The following is a 20,517-nucleotide window of genomic DNA, read 5'->3' on the forward strand; positions in this document are numbered from 1 at the left end:
TTAATTTTAGGCTATTTCTCCTCTAAGTGATGTTTCAAACTTATTTTTAAACAATTCTGCAGATTCTAACTTGCCCAACAAGTACATTGTTTTAGCTATTGCAGACTCTGTAGTCATATCTTTTCCAGATATTACACCTATCTTCTTTAAATGGCTACTTGTTTCATATTGTCCCATATTAACTCCTCCACCAATACATTGTGTAACATTTATAATATGTATATTATTGGATACTGCATCCTTCAACGCATTAAGAAACCATTCTTCTGTTGTACAGTTCCCAGATCCATAGGTTTCTAAAATTAATACTTTCAAATTAGGTATACTTAGTATATTGTTTAAATAGGATGATGTGATGCCTGGATATAATTTTAGTAACGTTATATTATTATCGAGTTTTTTATGAACTTTTAAATCGTTATTAAGTGTTGGTTTTAACAAGTAATCGTTTTTAATTTTTAAATGCACTCCAGATTCTGCTAAACAAGGATAGTTTAAGGAATTAAATGCTTGAAAATGTTCCGCATTCATTTTAGTAGTACGATTACCTCGATAAAGCTTATATTCAAAATACAGACACACTTCTTTAATTATTGGTACATTGTTCTCTTGTAATGAAGCAATTTGAATTGAGGTAATTAAATTTTCTTTAGCATCTGTTCTTAAATCTCCTATGGGTAATTGTGCTCCTGTAAAAATAACTGGTTTTGATAAGTTTTCTAACATGAAGCTAATTGCAGATGCTGTGTAGCTCATTGTATCACTACCATGTAGCACTACAAAACCATCAAAAACAGCATAATTCACTTCAATAATTTCGGCAATCTGTACCCAATAGTCTGGATTCATATTACTAGAATCTATCGGATTCTTAAACGACATAGTTTCAATATCACAATCTAACAATTGTAATTCGGGAATTTGTTTTAAAAGATTATTAAAATTAAAGGCATGCAACGTCCCTGTTTCGGCATCTTTAACCATCCCTATAGTACCACCTGTGTAGATTAATAATATATTAGGTTTTATATCACTCATATTTTAAAAACATCTTTTGAGTTTTGCGTGGTTATTTTGGCAATGTCATCTTTCGAAACTCTATATATTTCAGAAAGCTTTTCTAATACGTTGATAATATGTGCACTTTCATTACGTTTTCCTCTATATGGTACAGGGGATAAATAAGGTGCATCAGTTTCTAATACGATATGACTCAAATCTATTTGACTTAAAAACTGATCTATTTTACCATTCTTAAAAGTAACTACACCTCCAATTCCTAATTTCATATTAAAAGAGATAGCCTTGTGAGCTTGTTCTATTGTCCCAGTAAAACAATGAAAAATGCCAAACAAATCATCATCCATTTCAGCCTCTAAAACCTCAAAAATTTCATCAAAAGCATCTCTACAATGAATTACAATAGGTAATTGGTACCGTTTAGCTAGCTTTATTTGATACTGAAATGCTTTTTTTTGAATATCTAAGGTTGATTTGTCCCAATACAAATCAATACCTATTTCTCCTACTGCATAAAACTGTCGCTTTAAAAATAACGCTTCAACATGCTTTAACTCATCCATATAATTATCCTTTACATGTGTTGGATGTAATCCCATCATTAGAAAAACATGCTCGGGAAAATCTTTTTCTAGCTGTAACATAGCCTCTGTATACGTAGAATCTATAGCAGGGATAAAAAAACGAGACACCCCAAGTTGTAAAGCACGTTTAATTACACTATGTCTATCTTCATCAAATGCTTCACTATAAAGATGTGTATGTGTATCTGTAATAATCAATTCAGTAAAATGTTAAAAAAAATTATTTGTAAAAGTAATTGTTTTTATAAATTATATTTGTCTAAAACCATGACTTATGGACATCTCTCTTCAAAATTTTCTTTTAGACAAAGGATATACCAAAATAAAGCTAAAGTTTACAAAAACCAACCATTTTGAAATTAAGGCTACTATTAATGGTATAAGAGGAAATTTTATTCTCGACACTGGTGCTTCAAGTTCTTGTGTTGGCTTTGAAGGTATTGAAACTTTTAAACTTAAAGTTAAAGATTCAAATATTCTAGCTGCTGGTGCTGGAGCCACCGATATGGAAACCAAAATGTCTAAAAAAAATAAAGTAAAAATTGGCAAATGGCATCACGATAAAGTAGTTTTGGTTTTATTCAATTTAGTTCATGTGAATACTGCCTTAACAAATCATAATTCAAAACCAGTTGATGGTATTATTGGTGCAGACATTTTGAAAAAAGGAAAAGCTGTAATTGATTATGAGAAAAAATATTTATATTTAAAATTGTAATTTTATAAAATTACGTAGTTAACTAATAGCAAATTATATCCTAAGACTAAATGCATACATCCATAGTAATAGCAGATGATCATCCGCTAATGCTCAGAGGCTTAACAGATTTTCTTACTTCCAAAGGTTATAATATTTTGGGAAGTGCTGAAGATGGTAAAAGTGCTTATAATCTTATTGTAAAACTTAAGCCAAAGATTGCTATTCTCGATATTAGAATGCCACTAAAAACTGGGTTAGAGATTGCTGAAGAAGTTCAAAAAAACGAGTTACCTACTAAAGTTATCTTAATTACATTTGATAAAGAAGAAGAACTATATGATAAGGCTTTAAAATATGGCGTTTATGGCTATATTTTAAAAGAGTTTGCTATTGAAGAAATAGAAACTTGTATTGCTCATGTACAAAATAACCAAGCTTATTTCAGTGAAGAAATTGCAGAGTACCTAAATCATAATCAAAATAACAAACCCGAGCAACTTGATTTACTTACAAAATCTGAGCTAAAAATTGTAAAATTAATATCTGAAAGCAAGACATCTCAAGAAATAGCTCAAGAACTATCTATATCACCAAGAACTGTAGATAAGCATAGAAGCAATATCGTATCAAAACTAGAACTAGATAACAAACCAACTTCATTATCTATTTGGGCTAATTTAAATAAGCCCTTTCTATAAAATACGTACAACTACGTATTTTTTAATATTCAAATATAAATTACTTTTACAGGGCTATTAATTAGTTCTTAGGGAGAATTATTGAAAGTCCTAGATTGTAAAGTCTAGGGCTTTCGCATTTTATAAGCATAGCTAGTATACCAGAAAAAATACGTACAACTGCGTATTTTTTTTTAAAACTCTAACATATACTTTTACACAAGCTATTAATCAAATTCTTTTGAGAGAGAATTACCAAAACCTTGTGTTACAATAGCACAAGGTTTTTTAAAAGAAACCCTTACTTAATTATTAATCCATATGAAAACTACAGAATCCATTTTGGACACCTCATTTGCAATTGGTCTTGCAATTTTAGTGGTTGCCACTATTATTATAAACCTACTAGTTATAATCTTTTAACTCAGTTTCATTTTAGTTAGTTGAAATGAAAAACCCCGAAACGTAATGTCTCGGGGTTTTTATATTAAGTTTTAAGATACTTTTTAATCTGCTAAGACAATAATTTTGTTGTCTTTCATCTCAATGGTTCCAGAATTTATAGGTAACCAAAATCCTTTATCAGACTTTGTGAATTTTGATTCTACTTCTTTGTCTAAAGTTATGCTTCCAGACACCTTAACATTACCTTCTTTAAGTAAAGATACAACTGGCGCGTGGTCTTTAAGCATTTCAAACTCACCATTCACACCAGGAACAGCAACAGCATCTACTTCTCCACTAAATAATGTCGCTTCAGGCGATACAATTTCTAAATACATAGTTTTTCAGTTTCAGCATTCAGTATTCAGTACAGATTAGCAATGCCAACTGCGACTGTAAACTGCTTACTAATTTTAAGCTTCTGCTAACATTTTTTCTCCTGCTTCAATAGCATCTTCAATAGTTCCTTTAAGGTTAAAAGCTGCTTCAGGAAGGTGATCTAACTCTCCATCCATTATCATGTTAAATCCTTTTATAGTCTCTTTGATATCTACTAATACACCTGGAATACCTGTAAATTGTTCTGCCACGTGAAATGGCTGAGATAAGAAACGTTGTACACGTCTCGCTCTAGATACAGCTAATTTATCTTCTTCAGATAATTCTTCCATACCAAGAATAGCAATAATATCTTGTAATTCTTTATAACGTTGCAATAACTCCTTTACTCTTTGAGCACAGTTGTAATGGTCATCTCCTAAAATATCAGCAGTAAGAATTCTGGATGTAGAATCTAATGGATCTACCGCAGGGTAAATACCAAGCTCAGCAATTTTACGAGATAATACTGTTGTAGCATCTAAGTGAGCAAAAGTTGTAGCAGGTGCAGGATCCGTTAAATCATCTGCAGGTACATATACCGCCTGTACAGACGTAATAGATCCTTTCTTAGTAGAAGTAATACGTTCTTGCATTGCTCCCATCTCAGTTGCTAATGTTGGTTGATAACCTACCGCAGATGGCATACGACCTAATAATGCAGACACCTCAGAACCAGCTTGTGTAAAACGGAAGATATTGTCTACGAAGAATAATACATCTTTTCCTTGTCCGTCTCCTGCTCCATCACGGAAATACTCAGCAATAGTCAATCCAGAAAGTGCTACACGAGCACGTGCTCCTGGAGGCTCATTCATCTGTCCAAATACGAAAGTTGCCTTAGAATCTTTCATAGATTTCTTATCAACCTTGGTTAAATCCCATCCACCTTCTTCCATAGAATGGATAAAATCATCTCCGTATTTAATAATACCAGACTCTAACATTTCTCTTAAAAGATCATTCCCTTCACGAGTTCTTTCTCCTACACCAGCAAATACTGATAAACCACCGTGACCTTTTGCTATATTGTTAATCAATTCCTGAATTAATACTGTTTTACCTACTCCAGCACCACCAAATAATCCAATCTTACCACCTTTAGCATAAGGCTCAATCAAATCAATTACTTTAATACCTGTAAATAAAACTTCAGTAGAAGTTGATAATTCTTCAAATTTAGGTGCTTGTCTGTGAATAGGTAAACCTGCTTCGCCAGCTTTAGGTAAATCGCCTAATCCATCAATTGCATCTCCAATTACATTAAATAAACGACCATAAACATCATCTCCAATTGGCATTTGAATAGGAGCACCAGTAGCAACAACTTCAGTTCCTCTACTTAAACCATCCGAAGAATCCATCGCTATGGTACGTACTGTATCCTCACCAATGTGAGACTGTACTTCTAATACCAAAGTTGAACCGTCTGGTCTTTTAATTTCTAATGAATCGTAAATTTTTGGAAGTTCTGATCCTGCAGCGAATTCAACATCGATAACTGGACCTACTATTTGTGCAACTTTACCTGTAACTTTAGACATTACTTATGTGTTTAATATTATGCGATTTAATTGAGCGAAATACGTTTTAATTTCGCGCTGCAAAGATATATTTTTTAATTTAAAATAAAAGTCGATTTCAAAGGTTTTTCCCAATAAAAAAGCACCTCCAAAATGGAGGTGCTTTTTTAGTTTACTTTACAAAAAAAATTATTCTTGAGAAGCCTCTGCTGCTGGTGCTTCAGCTCCTTCAGCTGCAGCTTCTGCTCCTTCAGTTTCTTCTTCATCTTCGTCATCATCAAGAACAGCAGTTCTTGCAGTTTTAATCTGGCAAACTACCATATTATCTGAGTGTAAGAAAGAATACCCTTCTGTTGGTAAATCACCAACCGCCACTTTATCCCCAATTTTAAGAGGCGTAATATCTATCTCTATAAAATCTGGAAGATTAGCTGGTAATGCTTTTATACGTAGTTTTCTATTATTTCTTCTTAAAACACCACCATTTTTAACACCTCTTGAGTTACCAACAAGTTGTACTGGTATGTTTAATGCAATTTCCTTGTCCTCGAATAACTGATAAAAATCTACGTGTAAAATTCTATCTGTTACAGGATGAAATTGAATATCTTGAAGTACTGCGTTAAGAGTAACTCCATTATCTAGGGCAATCACAACTGTATGCGCATTTGGCGTGTATACAAGTTTAGAGAAAGCCAATTCTGGTGCAGAGAAATGCACTGGCTTGTCCCCTCCGTATAATACGCAAGGTACCTGTCCAGCATTACGTAAGGCCTTTGTTGCTTTTTTGCCCACGCTTTCTCTTTGAGATCCATTGATTGTAATTGATTTCATTCTATTTATATATAATTAATTATTAATTTACATTACAAATTTTGAACTGATAGAACGATTATGGTGTACTTTTTCCATAACTTCTGCAAATAAATCTGCACAGCTCAATACTCTAATTTTATCGTTTTCTTCTTTTAAAGGAATAGAATCTGTTGTTATTAATTCTTCTAGTTTAGATCCTGACAACCTTTCGTAAGCACTCCCAGATAATATAGGATGCGTACAAATAGCCCTAACACTTAAAGCCCCTCTTTCTATCATCAAATCTGCTGCTTTGGTTAACGTTCCAGCTGTATCTACCATATCATCAACCAACACTACATTTTTTCCTGTAACATCGCCAATTAATTCCATATGGGATATCACATTGGCTTTGGCACGTTGCTTGTAACAAATAACCACATCACTTTCTAATGCTTTAGAATATGCGTACGCTCTTTTAGAACCACCCATATCAGGAGAAGCAATAGTAAGGTTTGGTAAATTCAAACTCCTTAAATAAGGCAAAAATATAGTGGAGGCAAATAAGTGATCTACTGGCTTTTCAAAGAACCCTTGAATTTGGTCTGCATGCAAATCCATAGTTATAATTCTGGTAGCACCAGCAGATTCTAACATTTTAGCTACTAATTTTGCAGCAATTGGCACTCTAGGTTTATCTTTTCTATCTTGTCTTGCCCAACCAAAATATGGCATTACAGCTGTAATATGTCTAGCTGATGCACGTTTTGCTGCATCAATCATCAACAACATTTCCATTAAATTTCTCGGGCTAGGATGTGTAGATCCTATAATAAAAATCCTAGTACCCCTAATAGATTCTTCATAAGACGGTTGAAATTCCCCATCACTATAAGTAGAGGTTATAACATTACCAAGCTCCGCTCCAAAAGCTTTGGCGATCTTCTCGCCCAACACTGTACTTTGCGTACAAGCAAAAATTTTTGCTTCAGTATTTACAACGGCCATGGTTAACTAGTTGTTTTTTAGGATTTAAACTATTAGGTTTTTAAAACGAGGTGCAAATTTATACATTTATTTCAACCTAAAAAGTATATTGCATAGTATTTTTAATTGAAATTCAATAAAAAAAATTATTTTTGCAGTCCGAAATTGCTCAAGTGGCGGAATTGGTAGACGCGCTGGATTCAAAATCCAGTTTCTTCGGAAGTGTGGGTTCGATTCCCACCTTGAGTACTTAATTAAAACCGTAATACTTTTCCAAAAAAGTTGTTACGGTTTTTTATTTGTACTTTTCTCAATCAATAAAAGCATCAACCTCCAAACTAATGAAAACCAAAATCATTATTCTATATGTAACGTGTATCTTTTTTTCTTGTAAATCAGAGAAAAAACCACCTTTAAATAACACCAATTCTGAAACATGGATATCCCTTTTTAACGGAAAGGATTTATCAGGTTGGACGATAAAATTCACTGGAGAAGACTTAAACACCAACTATAACGAGACGTTTAAGGTTAAAGATAGCATGCTCAGAATCACCTACGATAGCTATGAGACATTTAACAATAAATTCGCCCACATATATTACAACACACCATTTTCATATTACAAACTAAAATTCGATTACAGATTTGTTGGAGAGCAGATAGATGGTGGTGCGCACTGGAATGTCCGTAACAGCGGGGTTATGTTACACTCGCAATCGGCTAAAAGCAACACATACAACCAATACTTCCCTGTATCAATAGAATTACAACTTTTAGGAGGTTTAGAAGACAAAAATAAACGTCCCACGGGTAACGTATGTACACCAGGTACGGTAGTTGTAATGGAAGACACCATTAATTACAAACACTGTATTAGGTCTAACTCTAAAACTTATTTTGGAGACCAATGGATACATGCTGAAGCCATTGTTCTTGGAGGGCAATCCATGGCTTTTATAATAGAAAAAGATACCGTTCTAAATTTTAAATTACCACAAATAGGCCCAACAAAACCTAGTAAAGATTATGAAGGCGAGAACTGGGAGGCTTGGAACATAAATCAAGAAACATGGGGAAATAGAGCAGGACAAATTTTAACCGAAGGTTTCATTGCATTGCAAGCAGAAAGTCACCCCATAGATTTTAAAAATATAGAGCTACTAGATTTGTGTGGTTGTATGGATAAAAATGCAAAAAACTACAAATCATATTACGTTAAAAATGAACCCGAATCTTGCGAATACTAAAAGGGTGACCTATACATTTCTGTTGTCAAGTTTTAATTACCTTTGCATAACTAAAAGCATGCGTTTATGATTTATTCAATGACAGGTTATGGAAAATCTGTTTTACAACTACCAACAAAAAAAATTACCATAGAGCTAAAATCTCTCAATAGTAAAAATTTAGATTTAAATGCTCGTATGCCATCCATATATAGAGAAAAGGAGCTGAGTATTAGAAAACTTTTAGCTGATAAACTAGTAAGGGGAAAAGTAGATTTTTCAATATTTGTTGAAACTACTGCAGAAGATACTTCTACTCAAATAAATACTCCTGTTGTTAAGCAATACATGTCTCAATTAAAAACTATAGCTGATGCAGAAGATGTAACCCTTTTAGAAATGGCTGTACGTTTTCCAGACGCATTAAACACGGTAAGAGAAGAAATAGACGAAACTGAATGGAATGCAATCCAAGGCGGTATAAATGATGCTGTTGAAGCGTTAACTAGCCATAGGTTAAATGAAGGCAAAGTACTTGAAAAAGATTTTAATAATCGCGTTAAAAACATTGATACTATTCTTGAAAAAGTAATTGAAATGGACCCTGAACGTGTTGATGGTGTAAGAGAACGTCTTAAAAAAGGGGTTGAAGAACTCAAGGAAAAATACGATGAAAATCGTTTTGAACAAGAACTGGTATACTATATTGAAAAGTTTGATATAACAGAAGAAAAAGTACGTTTAGAAAACCACCTCAATTACTTTATCGAGAGTATAAACTCCAAAGATTCTAACGGAAAAAAACTAGGGTTTATCAGCCAAGAAATGGGACGGGAAATAAACACCATTGGTTCCAAAAGTAATTATGCGCCAATGCAACAACTGGTGGTCCAGATGAAAGATGAACTAGAAAAAATTAAGGAACAGTTATTGAATGTACTCTAATTTAGTTAGCAGTCTCAGTATTCAATACGATTAAGTATGATTAAAGATAAAAAACAAGGTAAACTTATTGTGTTTTCAGCACCTTCTGGTTCTGGAAAAACTACCATTGTGAGACATTTATTAGGTATTGAAGATTTAAATTTAGAATTTTCTATATCTGCCACTTCAAGAGACAAACGTGGCACAGAAGAAGACGGGAAAGATTATTACTTCCTTTCAGCAAAAGCCTTCAAAACAAAAATTAAAAATGATGCGTTTTTAGAGTGGGAAGAAGTGTACCGGGATAATTTTTATGGTACATTAAAAACCGAAGTGGAGCGTATTTGGGACAAAGGAAAAAATGTAATTTTTGATATTGATGTTTCAGGTGGTTTACGTATTAAAAGAAAATTTCCAGAAGAAACACTAGCTGTTTTTGTAAAACCCCCAAGTATCGACGAATTAAAAATCAGGCTTAAAAAACGAAAAACTGAAAGTGAGGATAAAATAAATATGCGAGTAGCTAAAGCTTCAGCTGAATTAGCTACAGCACCTCTATTTGACACTATTATAGTTAACGACAATTTAGAAAACGCCTTAGAGGAAGCCGAAGAAAAGGTTAGAAAATTCATAAATTCTTAAGTATACCAAATGAAAATTGGTTTATATTTTGGTTCTTTCAACCCCATTCATATTGGGCATTTGGTTATTGCTAATCATATTGCAGAACACAGCGATTTAGACCAAGTTTGGTTTGTAGTAACACCACATAATCCTTTTAAAAAGAAAAGTTCCCTTTTAGACAATTACCAACGGTTAGAAATGGTATATCAAGCTACCAAAGATTATAAAAAATTAAAACCGAGTGATATTGAGTTTAATTTACCTCAGCCTAATTATACAGTACATACTTTAGCCCATTTACAAGAAAAATATCCTAACAATACATTTGCTTTAATTATGGGCGAGGATAACTTAAAGAGTTTTCATAAATGGAAAAACTATGATGTTATTTTAGAAAACCATCATATTTATGTGTATCCTAGAATTTCAGAAAACACTATAGAAACCCAATTCCATAACAACTCCAAGATTCACTTTGTAGATGCGCCTATTATGCAATTATCTTCTACATTTATTAGACAGTCAATTAAAGAAGGTAAAAATGTGCAGCCTATGCTACCTCATTTGGTTTGGGAATATTTGGATGAAATGAATTTTTATAAATAACCAAAAAGCTTTAAAATAGAAATACGTTAGCAACCTATTTTTATCTAAATGCACTGAATTATGAAAACAAGAAGACATTTTTTAAAAACTGCAGCTTTAACACCACTTTTATTAACTGCTAATAAACTTCTAGCATTCCCTAAAGAAAAGCCTACTATACAGAGAAACAGATTACAATACAGTGTAAATGCATACTCTTTTAATACAGAACTCCGCAGCGGAGAAATGTCTTTTTTTGATATGATGGAATTTTGTGCAGAACTAGGCATGGACGCAGTAGACTTAACAGGTTATTATTTTTCTTCTTACCCCGAAACACCATCAAACAAAGAATTATTTGCTCTAAAAAGAAAAGCATTAGATTTAGGCTTAGATATTGCTTGGACAGGTGTAAGAAATAACTTTGTTACGCCAAACATTTCTTCCCGAAACGCTGACAAAGCTCTTATAAAAGATTGGCTAGAAGTATCCTCAAAACTTGGAGCTACCATAATGCGGGTTTTTACTGGTAAAAATAAAAGCAAAGATTTCACAAAAAACGATATAAAAGAATGGCTAGTTAGTGATTACAAAACATGTGCTAAATACGGAGAAGAGCATGGGGTAATAGTAGGATTACAAAATCATGATGAATTTTTATTTACTAGTGATGAAATCATCGATATCATAAAACGAGTAAACTCTGATTGGTTTGGTTTGGTATTAGACTGTGGCAGTTTGCCATCTGAAGATCCTTATGAGGAAATGAAAAAACTGGCACCTTATGCTAATTATTGGTTTGTAAAAGAACATGTAAAAACTAAGGATAGTACTAAAGTTCCTGCAGATTTAAAACGTATAGCTAAAATTATACAGGATTCTAACTTCCAAGGCTACGTTTCTTTTGAAAGCCTTCAAGAAGGTAATACAAAAGCAATACTTAAAGATATGTTTAGTACCTTTAAATCAGCACTCTAAACTAAATAAGAGCATTATTCACACCTTTCTCATATAAAACAAAAACCCAGTTCGTAAAAACTGGGTTTTATCATAACATAACTATTTATAGGTCTTCTTTAGTCTAAGGCAGGAATACGCAATACTTGTCCTGGGTAAATTTTATCAGGATCAGTAAGCATTGGCTTATTAGCTTCAAATATCTCTGGATATTTCATGGCATTTCCATAGTAGGATTTTGCAATTTTGCCTAAAGTATCTCCACTAACTACAGTATAAAATTGTGATTCAGGCTCAATATGTTCCACTGTCATTTGGTCATCAACAAATGCAATTCCATTTGAGTTTCCAACTACTAAAATTACTTTTTCTTTAGTTTCTTGATCATAAGCAGCACCACTTATTGTTGCAATTTCATCATCTATAAATACTACTAGGTTTTCCACTTGTAGCTGTAAATCATTTATGGTTTCTTCAAGTTTTTGTCCAGCCAATTGTTCTAATTTAAGCTCTTTTTCAGCAGCCTCTGCAGCTTCTTCCGCATCAGTCTTTCCTATTCCAAATACTTTTGCTCCTGCATTCTTAATGAATGAAAATAATCCCATCCTATATTTATTTTTAAGGGTTAATATTTATTTAAGTAGTTTTTTAACTATACATTTTTTAGACACTAATTTAGCTTTAGCGTCACATTATTATTTAACTAAAAACAGAAACCGCCTAAAGCAAGTTGCCTTAAACGGTTTCTAAACTAAATAACCAACCAAAAATTTTAGTGAGACTCAAATTTGCATGGTTTGAAAAACCAATTGCAAAATTGTTTAGTTGAACTAGTCCCGCCCCAAGGCGGGATCTCACTTCATATATTTTCATATTACACCCTTGAACTCTCTCTAGGGTTTTCTACTTTTTCTTTTTTAAACTTACGCCTCTTCTCTTTATTAGTAGTAGACTTATCTTTTGTACTACCAGACTTCAAGTACTGAATATATCCTCTACCTTGAAACTCATATATTGTTTCAGAAGATGGATGGAACAACTCTATGGTTCCGTCATCTATAACGGTCAATTCAAAGAATTCATTGTCAAAGAAATCATAATCTAATGTTAAAGTTTTTAGATTCAAATTATTTGCAACATCTCCTATACCATAAACCCCCGTATAATCCCAAGTTAAATTAATTGGGTTAAATCCTAAATCATCTTGAGAGCTTCTAAATGTAGAATCGTTGCCTCCAGCTAAAAACTGTAAATAATTCTCGTTATCAAATTCATTTAACACACCCATTTCACTCGTATAGGTCTTTTCCCAAGCCTCATATTCTTGTAAGAAATAGTGAATATTATCATAGAACACAAAATCGTAATCAAAATTTCTACGCTGGTACCCCTCTAAAAAGTATGACGTATCAGTTTCAGGGTTATACAATTCTATAGTATCTCCATCAACAACAAATACATCAAAGGTTACAAATCCATCAACATCATGGTTAACATCCAAAATCATTCTGTAAGCATCATAAGTTGCAACATCTATCCCAAAACCATCACCACTACTTCCAATTCCTACTAAGTTATTGTTAGCATAAACAACCCCGTTAATAAATGAAATAGTAAATGCTTTTTGTAAAAAAGGAACTTCTCCAAAACCTAAAGTTTGATTTATATCTACATACCAAAGTTCGTGCGAATTCAATACTTGGTTTACGTTTATTACAGGTTCTTCAACAAAGTCATCCACAACAACCTCTGTGTAACACGATGTAAAAAGAGTTAATACCAATACAAAGCCAAAAAGTAATTTTACAGTCCTCATAATCATTCATTTTAAGATTTCTAATTATATGTTTTCAAACAGCGTGCCAAAAAACATATTGAAAATTTTCAACGTTTAGTTTTTCTTTATTTTACTTACTTTTGAAGGATAAATAATTTTTATGCTTACATGAGTAAATCTTTAAAATATGCAGTTTTTGGAGCAGGAAGTTGGGCTACAGCAATTGTTAAAATGCTTAGTGAAAACTTAGATGACATTGGATGGTATATGCGAAGTGCATATACTAAAGAGCATTTATTAAGGGAACAGCATAACCCTAATTATTTAAGTTCTGTAGAATTTCACTTAGAACAGCTAAAATTAAGTAACAACATTAATGAAATGGCAGATTGGGCTGATGTACTTATTTTTGTAATCCCCTCAGCCTTTATTCAAACAGAACTTGACAAGTTAACTATTGATATTTCGAGTAAAACTATTGTATCTGCAGTAAAAGGCATTGTTCCAGAAACAGGGTTATTAGTAGGCGAACATTTTAACGAACATTACAATGTCCCTTTTGAAAATATAGCTATTATCGCTGGTCCCTGTCACGCCGAAGAAGTAGCACTAGAGCGTCTCTCTTACCTCACTATTTCTTGTTGGGATTCCAAAAAAGCACAACATATCGCCAACAGTTTATCAAGCGATTACATAAACACTAAAATAAGCGACGATGTTATAGGTATAGAATACGGAGTAATGTTAAAAAACATTTATGCTATTGCCGCAGGTATAGCACACGGATTGGGGTATGGCGATAATTTTCAAAGCATTTTAATGAGTAATGCTATAAGAGAAATGAAACGCTACATTAAAAAAGTGCACAAAATGAAACGCAATATCAATAATTCTGCATACTTAGGTGATTTATTGGTTACAGGCTACTCTACATTTTCTAGAAACCGTATGTTTGGCAATATGATTGGTAAGGGTTATACCGTAAAATCTGCTCAAATGGAAATGAGCATGGTGGCAGAAGGGTTTTATGCCACAAAGAGTGCCTATTTTATTAATGAAAAAAACGAAAAAAAAGCAGATACTCCTATTATTGACGCTGTTTATGCCATACTTTACGATAACAAAAACCCAAAAAAAGTATTTAAAAAATTAACTGAAAAGTTAGATTAATTTCTTTTGGGCGTTACCACGCTTTAGCGTGTGGTCGGGCCTGCCTACCAACAAATTACTTTACCAAAACGCCCTTAACATCCAGTAAAGGTATTGGCTGTAATGCGTTTATATTAATAGTATTTTTTCTAAAAACATACGTTTTATCAAACATAGTATTTCCTTCAAAAAAAGACACTTTAAAACTGTTATTCAGTTTAAATAGGGCTTCTTGCATTAGCTCAATTTTAGCATAACTCTTAGCAGGAAGTTTATCAATGCGTTTTCTAAAAACAGCTGTTTTCTTTGTTTCAGAATACCCTTCAGAAACAATAATTACCATCTCTAAATCAGTATCCTTTTCATTTATAATGTACACATTCCAATCTTGCGATTTATATACTTCGTTATATTCGTTCACAACAGCAATATAAACACCATCCACTTTTGGAATTTCAATATCCTTTTTCAATCTCAAATAATTTTATGATACAAAAATAATCTAATTCGTAAAGTTTATGTAATTTTCACAAAACTTGATGTATTACCTATGCAAAAACAATCAACTATATCAATATGTACAGTTATTCTGTTTTTAAATTTTAGCATTTTTAGTCTAATAGCTCAAACCACAGATAACAAAGCCATAACAATAGCAAACAAAATAATAGACGCTATGGGTGGGCAAGACAATTATAACAATACTAAATTTATACAATGGGATTTTGCCAAACGTAAATTGTACTGGAATAAATGGACAGGAGATGTTCGCATTGAAAGCCCAAAAGATTCATTGATTATTTTAGTTAACATCAACACACTTAAAGGAAAAGCATACAAAAAAGGAAAGGCCGTAACAGACGACAAAAACCTAAAACAGCTTTTAAATAAAGGCAAAAACTGGTGGATTAACGACTCGTATTGGCTAGTAATGCCTTGGAAATTACAAGATCCAGGAGTAGCATTAAAGTTTCTTAAAACCAATACCTTAGAAAATGGTAATGTAGCCGATGTGTTGCAGCTCACCTTCAATGCTGTTGGTGTAACCCCAGAAAACAAATACTACGTATATGTAGACCAAACAGATAACCTTATTAAACAATGGGCCTTTTTTACAAAATTTAATGATAAAGAGCCTAGGTTTACCATGCCTTGGGATAACTACCAAAAAGCGGGGGACATCTTGTTATCCTTTAACAGAAGTAAATTCGGTCCAAAAAATGTTAAGGTAAAACAAGAGTTTAATGCAAAACTATTCACAGATTTAAATTATGAATAGCGACATTAAAAAATATATTAAGCAAAGTGTACTGTGTTGGTTAGCCACAGCTTCAAAAGACAACATACCCAATGTATCTCCTAAAGAAGTGTTTACGCATTATGATAACAATATTATTATTGCAAATATAGCCTCGCCTCAATCTGCAAAAAATATCGAAGCCAACCATAATGTTTCTGTAAGCGTACTCGATGTACTGGTTCAAAAAGGATATCAAATAAAAGGTAAGGCAGAAATTATTAGAAAAGACCATTCTGAATTTGAGGCTCTGGCACAACCATTATTAACAATTACAGAAGGTAAGTTTCCATTTTCTTCAATATTTAAAATTTCAGTGGATAGTACAAAACCTATTATAGCTCCAAAATATATTTTGTACCCAGAGACTACAGAGAAAGAACAGATTGATAGTGCTAGAAGGGCTTATGGAATATAATAATCTATCAAACACTCTTTTATCTATACCCTACATACTTTTTAGGCGGTAAACGATTAGAGTGTTTTAAGTTTAGTAAAGCTAGTCTTTAGTTCTAAAATAGATAACAACAAACTGAACAAGGCCTATAATCCAATACAAAGGAAACCTTAAATAGGTGTATAACAAATTAAATGCATCATCTCCAGAACTTGCATGTAATTTTATTTCTATAAACATTGATATCGACGGAAGCAGAAAACCAAAAAGAAAGAAAAATAAAATTGGAAAAATACAACTCTTAGAATTTGGGAATTTTTTAACTAAACGATTAGCTATAATTAGTAATAAAAAAATTACAATATCAAAATACCCAAAATAGATATGAAAGTCATCCACTTACAAAGCACTCTTAAACTGCTCTAAGAAACGTACATCATTTTCACTTAATAAACGAATATCACTTATTTGATGTAGCAAAAGTGCAATACGATCTATACCCATACCAAAAGCAAAACCGGAGTATTCTTTAGAATCAATACCACAGTTTTCTAAAACATTTGGGTCTACCATACCACAACCCATAATTTCTAACCAACCTGTACCTTTAGTCATTTTGTAATCAGTTTCGGTTTCTAAACCCCAGTACACATCTACTTCTGCACTTGGCTCTGTAAATGGGAAGTAAGACGGACGTAAACGTATTTTACTTTTCCCAAACATCTCGGTCGTAAAATGTTGTAACGTCTGTTTTAAATCAGCAAAACTTACATCTTTATCTATATACAAACCTTCTACCTGATGGAAAAAACAGTGCGAACGTGCCGAAATTGCTTCATTTCTATATACGCGTCCAGGAGAAATAGTTCTAATAGGAGGCTTATTGTTTTCCATGTAGCGCACTTGTACCGAACTGGTATGCGTACGCAATAAAATATCTGGATTGGTTTGAATAAAAAACGTATCCTGCATATCGCGTGCTGGATGATGCTCTGGTAAGTTTAAGGCTGTAAAATTATGCCAATCATCCTCTATCTCTGGACCTTCGCTTACGTTAAATCCAATTCTAGAAAATATATCAATAATTTGATTTTTAACAATAGAAATAGGATGACGTGCACCAATCTCTATAGATTGCCCAGGGCGTGACAAATCGCCGTAAATACCTTTTACCTCTTCTTTACTTTCAAGTTCGGTTTTTAAAGTATTTACTTTTTCTTCAGCTGTTTTTTTAAGCTTATTAATGGTTTGACCAAATTCTTTCTTTTGGTCGTTAGCTACATTTTTAAATTCAGCAAAATATTGATTTAATAATCCTTTTTTGCCTAAGTATTTTATACGGAATGCTTCTACCTCTTCTTTAGTTTGCGCTTTAAACGCTTCGGCTTCAGCAATGAGTTCTTGAATCTTGTCTATCATAATAGCATCAAAATGATGGCAAATTTAATCAAATTATTGGGATTAGCGTTGAGGGTGGAAGTATAGTTGAAGCTTCACTTAGAAAGTAACTAATTTGATTCTACAAGGAACGTATCATATTACAGGTTTATAAAATTTAGCTTTAATTTTATCAACTATGGTTTGCGCCAATTTTTGTTTGCTTTCTATAGTCCATCCCGCTACATGGGGAGATAATAGTACATTCTCTGCTGCTATTAAAAATTGAAATGCCTCTGGTATTGTTTTGGCAAATAAACTTTCAAACGATTTTTTTTCATACTCCAAAACATCAAGTCCTGCTCCTAAAATTTTTCTAGATTTAAGTGCAGACACTAAATCGACAGTAACAATACTTTTACCTCGGGCAGTATTTAATAACCAAAATGGTTTTTTAAATTGATTGATAAATTGGGTATTTACCATGTTTAGCGTTAATGGTGTTTGTGGCGTGTGTAAACTTAGTACATCTACTTTTTCTTGAAATTCTTGAAGTGATACCTGGGTAGCGTTTTCGTCTCCAACATTGGGTTTAATATCATAGCATAATACCTCAACATCAAATCCTCTAAGTTTTTTAGCAAAGGCTTTGCCCATATTACCATAACCTATTAACCCAACGGTTAAACCATCTAACTCAATACCACGGTTATCTTCACGTAACCATTTACCTTGTCGTACTTCTCTATCTGCTTTATTAAGTTTATTAAAGAGCGATAATAGCATCCCTAATGTATGCTCACCTACAGCATTTCGGTTTCCCTCAGGAGCAGAAATTAAGTAGACTCCTTTTTGCTCCGCATAATCACAATCAATATTTTCTAGCCCCGCTCCTACACGTCCTATAAACTTTAAGTTTTTAGCAGCATCTAAAAATTGTTTATCTATGGTAAATCTACTTCGGAGCACAATACCTTCATAATTAGCAATTTTTGCTTCAACCTCATCTTTAGATGATGTATAGTCCTCATGATTTATATAACCTAAATCGTTAAGTTGATTAATTAACAATTCGTGATTTGTATCTAGGTGTAATATTTTCATTTATATTTTAGGGTATTCCGTCTGTGTTATTTCATGTTGTTCATTTCCTGTATGCGCTGTACTTAGTTTCTCGAATAATAACACATGAACCTCTTCATTATTCTTTGTGCAAGGGTTATGCTCTACGCCTTTGGGTACAACTATAATTTCGCCTTCATTAACCACCTCTGTTCTATCTCTAAATTGCATATACAATGTGCCCTTTATAACTTGAAATAGTTCGTCCTCATCATCGTGACTATGCCATACAAATTCTCCTTTTAGTTTTGCTAAAATAACTTGCATATTGTCTACCGTAGTAATTTGATGTGGATGCCAGTTTTTACTGAACTTAGATAGCTTTTCCTTGATATTTATAGATTTCATGCTGTAAACTTACAAAGTTTTATGACTTGTATTGATGTTTTGATATGAAGTATAGCGATTTTTGACTTAAACATACGGAATCGCGTTAGGGATTGCAGCGGCATCCTTTTATGCGAAGCTTAAGAATTACTTATGTTACTTAAAAAAACCAAATAGGCTTAAATGACGAGATCCCGAAACTAGTTCGGGACTGCTTCGCAGAAAAGATATAGCGGAAAGCGCGACCCCTTGTGGGTAACGCCCAAATTAACTATTAAACCAACTGGAATATTTTATGTAGGCCTCTGCAATGCGATTAATTTCGCCAGATATCAATTCCTCGCTTATATCTTTTATTTTTTTGGCAGGTACACCTCCATAAATTGAACCTGACTTTACTATTGTATCTTTAGTAATCACAGCACCTGCTGCAATAATACAGTTAGACTCTACAACACATCCATCCATGATAATACTGCCCATGCCAACCAAAACATTATCGTGAATGGTACAGCCATGCACCAAGGCATTATGCCCTATTGAAACATTATTGCCAATTGTTGTTGGCGCTGTTTTATAAGTACCGTGGATAACTGCGCCATCTTGTACATTAACTTTATTTCCCATTTTTATGAAGTTAACATCGCCACGAACTACTGCGCTAAACCAAACACTACATTGGGTTCCCATGGTTACATCTCCAACTATGGTTGCGTTTTCGGCAACAAAACAATCGTCTGGTATTATAGGGGATTTTCCTCTTACTTTTTGGATGACTGGCATTTTAATATTAATTTTTTAGAATTATTTACTTTACTCTGGCTAATAGATTATTTGAAAAAAGATAGCAAATCAGCCTTTTTGGATGCAGAAACCATAATTTCTTTTCCATTACTTAATATTACGCTACCACCTTTTCCCTTTTGGTATTTTACTACCTCATTTACATTTACCAAATAGGATTTATGCACACGGGCAAAACTAGAAGCCTTTAATGCATCTTCAAAATATTTTAAGGTTTTACTCACTATTTTTCTCTTGTCATTATTGAGGTAAATTTCGGTGTAATTATCATCTGCTTTACAGTACAAGATATCTGCAGTGTTTAACACCTCAAAACCAGATTGTTGTGGTATAGTTATTTTACCATTTACGCTCTGAGTTTTTGGCACTAAAACTTCATCTTGTAGTGCATTTTCTTTGGTTTTTATATCAGTAACATAATCTACCGCCTTTATCAATTCGTCTATAGATATTGGTTTCATTAGGTAATATGAAGCGTGTGCATTTAAGGCATCAATGGCATAATGGTCATAAGCAGTTACAAAAATAGTTTCAAAATTAACATCGCCAACTTTCTCCAATAAATCAAAAGCGTTACCATAAGGCATTTCAACATCTAAAAACACCAGATCTAAATCGTTATTTCTTATAAGAATTAGAGCTTCATCAATATTAGCTGCCTCGCCTAATATTTCTACATTAGGGCAGTATTTCTGTAAATAATTTTTTAGAATTTGCCTACTGGTTTCTTCGTCTTCTACTATGATTGATGTTAGTTTCATGCGACTATTTATTATTCGTTATCCGTATTATTTATTATTTACTCAAAACGTTTGAGAGTGAATTACATTATATAGACTT

General features: G+C 33.0%; 24 protein-coding genes and 1 tRNA gene. 11 read left to right on the forward strand and 14 right to left on the reverse strand.

Translation table 11 applies throughout. The annotated features are described in order from the left end of the window. Nucleotides 1-6: 6 nt before the first annotated feature. On the reverse strand, nucleotides 7-1,038 hold the full coding sequence (locus EYD46_RS07125) for an asparaginase (RefSeq protein WP_130936392.1): 1,032 nt from the start codon (nucleotides 1,036-1,038) through the stop codon (nucleotides 7-9). After that, nucleotides 1,035-1,802, reverse strand: a complete 768-nt coding sequence (locus EYD46_RS07130) for a TatD family hydrolase (RefSeq protein ID WP_130936393.1) — start codon at nucleotides 1,800-1,802, stop codon at nucleotides 1,035-1,037. Before EYD46_RS07130 ends, EYD46_RS07125 begins: the two co-directional genes overlap by 4 nt. Nucleotides 1,803-1,878: 76 nt before the next feature. Here EYD46_RS07130 and EYD46_RS07135 point away from each other — a divergent pair, with 76 nt between their 5' ends. Continuing rightward, nucleotides 1,879-2,322, forward strand: a complete 444-nt coding sequence (locus EYD46_RS07135; protein WP_130936394.1) for a retropepsin-like aspartic protease family protein — start codon at nucleotides 1,879-1,881, stop codon at nucleotides 2,320-2,322. Nucleotides 2,323-2,372: 50 nt separating this feature from the next. Continuing rightward, a complete protein-coding gene (locus EYD46_RS07140; protein WP_130936395.1) occupies nucleotides 2,373-3,002 on the forward strand; it encodes a response regulator in 630 nt (209 codons plus the stop codon). 485 nt (nucleotides 3,003-3,487) lie between these two features. Here the strand turns inward: EYD46_RS07140 and EYD46_RS07145 are convergent, their stop codons facing one another. The 4 genes from EYD46_RS07145 to EYD46_RS07160 all read right to left on the reverse strand — a co-directional run bounded on the left by EYD46_RS07145 (nucleotide 3,488) and on the right by EYD46_RS07160 (nucleotide 7,129). Continuing rightward, on the reverse strand, nucleotides 3,488-3,763 hold the full coding sequence (locus tag EYD46_RS07145) for a F0F1 ATP synthase subunit epsilon (protein WP_130936396.1): 276 nt from the start codon (nucleotides 3,761-3,763) through the stop codon (nucleotides 3,488-3,490). Nucleotides 3,764-3,838: 75 nt separating this feature from the next. Next, nucleotides 3,839-5,347 (reverse strand): F0F1 ATP synthase subunit beta, encoded by a 1,509-nt coding sequence (atpD, locus tag EYD46_RS07150; RefSeq protein ID WP_130936397.1) that lies wholly within the window; start codon nucleotides 5,345-5,347, stop codon nucleotides 3,839-3,841. Nucleotides 5,348-5,515: 168 nt separating this feature from the next. After that, nucleotides 5,516-6,160, reverse strand: a complete 645-nt coding sequence (locus EYD46_RS07155) for a 50S ribosomal protein L25/general stress protein Ctc (protein WP_130936398.1) — start codon at nucleotides 6,158-6,160, stop codon at nucleotides 5,516-5,518. 27 nt (nucleotides 6,161-6,187) lie between these two features. Next, nucleotides 6,188-7,129 carry a ribose-phosphate pyrophosphokinase gene (locus EYD46_RS07160; protein ID WP_130936399.1) on the reverse strand — a complete coding sequence of 314 codons (942 nt, stop codon included), beginning with the start codon at nucleotides 7,127-7,129 and terminating at the stop codon, nucleotides 6,188-6,190. Nucleotides 7,130-7,275: 146 nt separating this feature from the next. On the opposite strand from EYD46_RS07160, the gene EYD46_RS07165 reads away from it, so the two are divergent. The 6 genes from EYD46_RS07165 (at nucleotide 7,276) to EYD46_RS07190 (ending at nucleotide 11,448) form a co-directional block, all read left to right on the forward strand. Then, a tRNA-Leu gene (locus EYD46_RS07165) sits at nucleotides 7,276-7,357 on the forward strand. Between the two features lie 92 nt (nucleotides 7,358-7,449). Continuing rightward, entirely contained in the window at nucleotides 7,450-8,358 is a 909-nt protein-coding gene (locus EYD46_RS07170; protein WP_130936400.1) for a 3-keto-disaccharide hydrolase, read from the forward strand. A 66-nt stretch (nucleotides 8,359-8,424) separates the two neighbouring features. Further along, nucleotides 8,425-9,282, forward strand: a complete 858-nt coding sequence (locus EYD46_RS07175) for a YicC/YloC family endoribonuclease (protein WP_130936401.1) — start codon at nucleotides 8,425-8,427, stop codon at nucleotides 9,280-9,282. A gap of 36 nt (nucleotides 9,283-9,318) precedes the next feature. Beyond that, on the forward strand, nucleotides 9,319-9,903 hold the full coding sequence (gene gmk / locus EYD46_RS07180; protein WP_130936402.1) for a guanylate kinase: 585 nt from the start codon (nucleotides 9,319-9,321) through the stop codon (nucleotides 9,901-9,903). Nucleotides 9,904-9,912: 9 nt separating this feature from the next. Then, nucleotides 9,913-10,491, forward strand: coding sequence for a nicotinate (nicotinamide) nucleotide adenylyltransferase (gene nadD / locus EYD46_RS07185; RefSeq protein ID WP_130936403.1), 579 nt, complete (start codon nucleotides 9,913-9,915; stop codon nucleotides 10,489-10,491). Between the two features lie 60 nt (nucleotides 10,492-10,551). Beyond that, complete coding sequence (locus tag EYD46_RS07190) at nucleotides 10,552-11,448, forward strand: sugar phosphate isomerase/epimerase family protein (RefSeq protein ID WP_130936404.1); 897 nt, start codon at nucleotides 10,552-10,554, stop codon at nucleotides 11,446-11,448. A gap of 98 nt (nucleotides 11,449-11,546) precedes the next feature. Here EYD46_RS07190 and lysM read toward each other — a convergent pair whose 3' ends face one another. After that, entirely contained in the window at nucleotides 11,547-12,032 is a 486-nt protein-coding gene (gene lysM, locus EYD46_RS07195; RefSeq protein ID WP_130936405.1) for a peptidoglycan-binding protein LysM, read from the reverse strand. A gap of 269 nt (nucleotides 12,033-12,301) precedes the next feature. Beyond that, on the reverse strand, nucleotides 12,302-13,243 hold the full coding sequence (locus EYD46_RS07200) for a nicotinic acid mononucleotide adenyltransferase (protein ID WP_130936406.1): 942 nt from the start codon (nucleotides 13,241-13,243) through the stop codon (nucleotides 12,302-12,304). A 129-nt stretch (nucleotides 13,244-13,372) separates the two neighbouring features. Here EYD46_RS07200 and EYD46_RS07205 point away from each other — a divergent pair, with 129 nt between their 5' ends. After that, nucleotides 13,373-14,374 (forward strand): NAD(P)H-dependent glycerol-3-phosphate dehydrogenase, encoded by a 1,002-nt coding sequence (locus EYD46_RS07205; RefSeq protein WP_130936407.1) that lies wholly within the window; start codon nucleotides 13,373-13,375, stop codon nucleotides 14,372-14,374. A gap of 55 nt (nucleotides 14,375-14,429) precedes the next feature. On the opposite strand, the gene EYD46_RS07210 is transcribed toward EYD46_RS07205, so the two are convergent. Further along, the gene (locus EYD46_RS07210) at nucleotides 14,430-14,825 is read right to left on the reverse strand and encodes a hypothetical protein (protein WP_130936408.1); all 396 of its coding nucleotides are present in this window, start codon (nucleotides 14,823-14,825) and stop codon (nucleotides 14,430-14,432) included. 78 nt (nucleotides 14,826-14,903) lie between these two features. Here EYD46_RS07210 and EYD46_RS07215 point away from each other — a divergent pair, with 78 nt between their 5' ends. After that, nucleotides 14,904-15,632 (forward strand): hypothetical protein, encoded by a 729-nt coding sequence (locus EYD46_RS07215; protein WP_229731324.1) that lies wholly within the window; start codon nucleotides 14,904-14,906, stop codon nucleotides 15,630-15,632. Next, on the forward strand, nucleotides 15,625-16,068 hold the full coding sequence (locus tag EYD46_RS07220; RefSeq protein WP_130936409.1) for a pyridoxamine 5'-phosphate oxidase family protein: 444 nt from the start codon (nucleotides 15,625-15,627) through the stop codon (nucleotides 16,066-16,068). The genes EYD46_RS07215 and EYD46_RS07220 overlap by 8 nt, the downstream gene beginning before the upstream one ends. 378 nt (nucleotides 16,069-16,446) lie before the next feature. Here the strand turns inward: EYD46_RS07220 and pheS are convergent, their stop codons facing one another. The 5 genes from pheS to EYD46_RS07245 all read right to left on the reverse strand — a co-directional run bounded on the left by pheS (nucleotide 16,447) and on the right by EYD46_RS07245 (nucleotide 20,438). After that, nucleotides 16,447-17,466, reverse strand: a complete 1,020-nt coding sequence (pheS, locus tag EYD46_RS07225) for a phenylalanine--tRNA ligase subunit alpha (protein WP_130936410.1) — start codon at nucleotides 17,464-17,466, stop codon at nucleotides 16,447-16,449. 114 nt (nucleotides 17,467-17,580) lie between these two features. Further along, nucleotides 17,581-18,528, reverse strand: a complete 948-nt coding sequence (locus tag EYD46_RS07230) for a 2-hydroxyacid dehydrogenase (RefSeq protein ID WP_130936411.1) — start codon at nucleotides 18,526-18,528, stop codon at nucleotides 17,581-17,583. Further along, entirely contained in the window at nucleotides 18,529-18,894 is a 366-nt protein-coding gene (locus EYD46_RS07235) for a cupin domain-containing protein (protein ID WP_130936412.1), read from the reverse strand. Nucleotides 18,895-19,140: 246 nt separating this feature from the next. Further along, entirely contained in the window at nucleotides 19,141-19,656 is a 516-nt protein-coding gene (locus tag EYD46_RS07240; RefSeq protein ID WP_130936413.1) for a gamma carbonic anhydrase family protein, read from the reverse strand. A 47-nt stretch (nucleotides 19,657-19,703) separates the two neighbouring features. Then, a complete protein-coding gene (locus EYD46_RS07245; RefSeq protein WP_130936414.1) occupies nucleotides 19,704-20,438 on the reverse strand; it encodes a LytR/AlgR family response regulator transcription factor in 735 nt (244 codons plus the stop codon). Nucleotides 20,439-20,517: the final 79 nt, after the last annotated feature.

Source organism: Hyunsoonleella pacifica, assembly GCF_004310335.1.
Classification (GTDB): Bacteria; Bacteroidota; Bacteroidia; order Flavobacteriales; family Flavobacteriaceae; genus Jejuia; species Jejuia pacifica.

Excerpts from the sequence above, each read along its gene's own strand:
- EYD46_RS07140 (WP_130936395.1), top strand. The coding sequence starts at position 2,373 with ATGCATACATCCATAGTAATAGCAGATGATCATCCGCTAATGCTCAGA.
- EYD46_RS07125 (WP_130936392.1), bottom strand. The coding sequence starts at position 1,038 with ATGAGTGATATAAAACCTAATATATTATTAATCTACACAGGTGGTACT.
- EYD46_RS07240 (WP_130936413.1), bottom strand. The coding sequence starts at position 19,656 with ATGCCAGTCATCCAAAAAGTAAGAGGAAAATCCCCTATAATACCAGAC.
- lysM (WP_130936405.1), bottom strand. The coding sequence starts at position 12,032 with ATGGGATTATTTTCATTCATTAAGAATGCAGGAGCAAAAGTATTTGGA.
- EYD46_RS07220 (WP_130936409.1), top strand. The coding sequence starts at position 15,625 with ATGAATAGCGACATTAAAAAATATATTAAGCAAAGTGTACTGTGTTGG.
- EYD46_RS07245 (WP_130936414.1), bottom strand. The coding sequence starts at position 20,438 with ATGAAACTAACATCAATCATAGTAGAAGACGAAGAAACCAGTAGGCAA.
- EYD46_RS07205 (WP_130936407.1), top strand. The coding sequence starts at position 13,373 with ATGAGTAAATCTTTAAAATATGCAGTTTTTGGAGCAGGAAGTTGGGCT.
- EYD46_RS07235 (WP_130936412.1), bottom strand. The coding sequence starts at position 18,894 with ATGAAATCTATAAATATCAAGGAAAAGCTATCTAAGTTCAGTAAAAAC.
- EYD46_RS07230 (WP_130936411.1), bottom strand. The coding sequence starts at position 18,528 with ATGAAAATATTACACCTAGATACAAATCACGAATTGTTAATTAATCAA.
- EYD46_RS07135 (WP_130936394.1), top strand. The coding sequence starts at position 1,879 with ATGGACATCTCTCTTCAAAATTTTCTTTTAGACAAAGGATATACCAAA.
- EYD46_RS07175 (WP_130936401.1), top strand. The coding sequence starts at position 8,425 with ATGATTTATTCAATGACAGGTTATGGAAAATCTGTTTTACAACTACCA.
- EYD46_RS07215 (WP_229731324.1), top strand. The coding sequence starts at position 14,904 with ATGCAAAAACAATCAACTATATCAATATGTACAGTTATTCTGTTTTTA.
- atpD (WP_130936397.1), bottom strand. The coding sequence starts at position 5,347 with ATGTCTAAAGTTACAGGTAAAGTTGCACAAATAGTAGGTCCAGTTATC.
- EYD46_RS07190 (WP_130936404.1), top strand. The coding sequence starts at position 10,552 with ATGAAAACAAGAAGACATTTTTTAAAAACTGCAGCTTTAACACCACTT.
- pheS (WP_130936410.1), bottom strand. The coding sequence starts at position 17,466 with ATGATAGACAAGATTCAAGAACTCATTGCTGAAGCCGAAGCGTTTAAA.
- EYD46_RS07200 (WP_130936406.1), bottom strand. The coding sequence starts at position 13,243 with ATGAGGACTGTAAAATTACTTTTTGGCTTTGTATTGGTATTAACTCTT.
- EYD46_RS07155 (WP_130936398.1), bottom strand. The coding sequence starts at position 6,160 with ATGAAATCAATTACAATCAATGGATCTCAAAGAGAAAGCGTGGGCAAA.
- nadD (WP_130936403.1), top strand. The coding sequence starts at position 9,913 with ATGAAAATTGGTTTATATTTTGGTTCTTTCAACCCCATTCATATTGGG.
- EYD46_RS07170 (WP_130936400.1), top strand. The coding sequence starts at position 7,450 with ATGAAAACCAAAATCATTATTCTATATGTAACGTGTATCTTTTTTTCT.
- EYD46_RS07160 (WP_130936399.1), bottom strand. The coding sequence starts at position 7,129 with ATGGCCGTTGTAAATACTGAAGCAAAAATTTTTGCTTGTACGCAAAGT.
- gmk (WP_130936402.1), top strand. The coding sequence starts at position 9,319 with ATGATTAAAGATAAAAAACAAGGTAAACTTATTGTGTTTTCAGCACCT.
- EYD46_RS07145 (WP_130936396.1), bottom strand. The coding sequence starts at position 3,763 with ATGTATTTAGAAATTGTATCGCCTGAAGCGACATTATTTAGTGGAGAA.